This window comes from Nonomuraea sp. NPDC050451, assembly GCF_044458585.1.
This window is the reverse complement of sequence record NZ_JBITHZ010000110.1, coordinates 1-1,597: the sequence shown is the minus strand read 5'-3', so window position 1 is coordinate 1,597 and position 1,597 is coordinate 1. Positions and strand designations below refer to the sequence as shown.

At 65.3% G+C, this 1,597-nt stretch carries 1 protein-coding gene; it reads right to left on the bottom strand.

What is annotated here, in order from left to right; all coding sequences use genetic code 11:
- Positions 1-49: 49 nt before the first annotated feature.
- Positions 50-1,372: an IS256 family transposase gene (locus ACIBI9_RS67835; RefSeq protein WP_397239677.1), complete on the bottom strand. Its 1,323-nt coding sequence runs from the start codon at positions 1,370-1,372 to the stop codon at positions 50-52.
- Between the last annotated feature and the right edge of the window lie 225 nt (positions 1,373-1,597).

Sequence of the window (1,597 nt, the reverse complement as noted above, 5' to 3'; positions counted from 1 at the left end):
AAGTGTGTAAAGTCCTACTCTGAGTAACGAAGAGTGCTCTTTATCTGATTTACTTGATCCTTCCCGGATAAGCGATCTCGAGCTCGTTGAGCGCTTCGCGCCAGCCGAAGGTGCGCTGCCCCTCGATGAGCCGGGCGGGCTGGTCGTTGCGTTTGCCCTCTTTGGCGCGGTTGGCGAGCCTTTGGCGGGCGCGTTTGTCCTCGATGTTAATGATCGCGAGCCACAGGAGTTTGACCACGGCGTCGTCGCCGGGGAAGTGGCCGCGGGCCTTGGTGACCTTGCGCAGCTGGTAGTTCAGGCTTTCGATGCTGTTGGTGGTGTAGAGCAGCTTGCGCACCGCCGGGCTGAAGGCGAAGAACGGGATGAAGGTGTCCCAGGCGTTCTCGAACACCTTGGCCGCCTGCGGATATTTCTCGCCCCAGGGTGATGCTGCGAAGTCGGCTAGGGCGTCGAAGGCGGCCTCGGCCGTGGGCGCGGTGTAGATCTTCTTCAGTTCGGCGGCCACCGCGGTGCGGTCGCCGCGGGCCACGGGCCGCAGGGCGTTGCGGATCAGGTGCACGACGCAGCGCTGGAGGGTGGTGTGCGGGAATGCTGCGTGCACGGCGTCTTCGAAGCCGGGCAGGCCGTCGGTGCAGGCGATGACGATGTCGCGCACGCCGCGGTTTTTCAGGTCGGTCATCACGCTCGCCCAGAACCGGGCCGATTCGCCGGCGGTCGCCGCGTCGAGCGGGGTCTTGGCCAGCCAGATGCCCAGGACGTGCTTGTCGCCGTCGGTGTCGATGCCGATGGCCAGATAGGCGGGCTTGGCCTGCACCGTGTGGTTGTCTCTGACCTTGACCACGATCGCGTCCAGGAACACCACCGGGTAGATCGGGTCCAGTGGCCGGCTCTGCCAGGCGCGGGCTTCCTCCAGCACGGCGTCGGTGATGTTGGAGATGGCCTCGTGCGACAGTTCGGTGTCGTAGATCTGGCGCAGGTGATGCTGGATGTCGCGCACGCTCATGCCGTGCGCGTAGAGGCTGATGATCATGTCGTCCAGGCCGCCGGAGACGCGCCCGGTCCGCTTGGGAACCAGCACCGGCTCGAAGGTGCCGGCCCGATCTCGCGGCACGGCCAGCCGGACCGGCCCGATGCCGGTCTGCACCGTCTTGGCGATCTTCCCGTTACGGGAGTTGCCCGAGCCGTTGCCGGACTGATCGTGCTTGTCATAGCCCAGATGCGTGGTCAGCTCGGCCTCCAGCGCGCGCTCCAGCACCGCCTTGACCAGCTGTCCGAGCATCGAGCCCTCACCGGTCAGCCGCAGCCCGCCCTTGCCGTCGCGCGAGCCGGCCAGCAGCAGGTCCAGCACCTCGTCACCGAGCAACTCCCGCAGCGGAACCTGACCCCCGCCGCCAAGGGGGTTTTCCCCGCCATGATGAGAGGCGGCGGCCGCTTCGAGCCTGTGGTTGCCCTCCTGAGCCGATCCGCACGTGGTGGCCAGAGCAGCGGTTCCCCGTGTGATAGACATGATCCACATTCCCCCGAATGCTGTGTGGTTGATCTTTACCTTCGATCATCTACCCAGAGTGATCATTTCCACACTTAGAGTGATACCCCC